Source organism: Acinetobacter sp. YH01018 (assembly GCF_013420295.1).
Lineage (GTDB): Bacteria > Pseudomonadota > Gammaproteobacteria > Pseudomonadales > Moraxellaceae > Acinetobacter.
Genome location: NZ_VOYL01000119.1, coordinates 1 through 1,300, shown reverse-complemented (window position 1 = coordinate 1,300; position 1,300 = coordinate 1). Strand labels below are relative to the sequence as shown.

1 protein-coding gene is annotated in these 1,300 nt (G+C 43.6%); it reads left to right on the top strand.

What is annotated here, in order from left to right:
* Positions 1-60: 60 nt before the first annotated feature.
* On the top strand, positions 61-1,266 hold the full coding sequence (locus FTT83_RS15895) for an IS256 family transposase (protein ID WP_004911237.1): 1,206 nt from the start codon (positions 61-63) through the stop codon (positions 1,264-1,266).
* Positions 1,267-1,300: the final 34 nt, after the last annotated feature.

The window sequence follows — 1,300 nt, the reverse complement described above, 5'->3', positions numbered from 1 at the left end:
GGTAGTGTTCAAAAATCTGTGTCATTTCAATAAACTGAATCAAACAGGAAATGACACATCATGGCAAACAACTTTGATTTCGAAGCAGCTTTAAAACAATTACAGTCAGGACAACCCCTCACTGGTGAAAACGGTATCCTGACACCACTAATCAAACAGCTGACAGAAGCGGCTTTAAATGCTGAAATTGAAAACTATCTGGAAGAAAATCCTAAACCATCCAATCGCAGGAATGGTTACTCTCGCAAGACCGTAAAATCATCCTCCGGTTCATTTGAACTGGAAACACCTCGTGATCGCACTGGTGATTTTGAGCCTCAACTCGTCAAGAAAAATCAAACCAAACTCTCTGAAGAGATCGACAGTAAAGTCATCTCACTGTTTGCGCTCGGCATGAGCTACCGTGATATTCAAAAACATATTGCCGATATGTATGCACTGGATATTTCCGAGGGTGCCATTACCAATATTACAGACAAGCTAATCCCCGAATTACGTGCCTGGCAACAGAGGCCGCTTGATGCCGTATATCCCTTTGTGTGGCTCGATGCCATCCATTACAAGATCAAGGATGAAGGCCGTTATGTCAACAAAGCCGTTTATACCGTACTGGGATTAAATACCGAAGGCCATAAAGAACTGCTGGGTCTTTACCTATCAGAAAGTGAAGGTGCTAATTATTGGCTCAGCGTACTCACAGATTTGCAGAACCGTGGCATACAAGACATTCTGATCGCCTGCGTTGATGGGCTTAAAGGCTTCCCTGAAGCAATTGCTGCGATATTTCCGCAGACAGAAGTGCAGTTATGTATTATTCACCAAATCCGCAATAGCTTGCGTTATGTGGCCAGTAAGGATCAAAAAGCCTTTATGGCTGATCTGAAGCCTGTTTACCGAGCAGATACCAAGCAGGCAGCTGAAATGGCGCTAGATGAGCTGGAAGCCAAATGGGGGGATAAATACGAGAAAGTCATTCGTTCATGGCGTGAAAAATGGCATTTACTCAGTGCCTATTTCAAATATCCGAAAGCGGTTAGGAAGCCAATTTATACCACCAATGCGGTTGAAGCAGTACATCGCCAATTCAGAAAACTGACCAAAACCAAGGGGGCTTTCCCGAATGAAAATAGCCTGCTGAAATTGCTGTATATTGGCATTCAACAGGCTTCTGAAAAATGGACAATGCCGGTGACAAACTGGGGGCAAACCATCACACAGTTATCGATTTACTTTGAAGGCAGGCTCGATGATATAATTAAACTCTAGCCAATTCGGCTGACACAGAATTTTGAACGCTCTC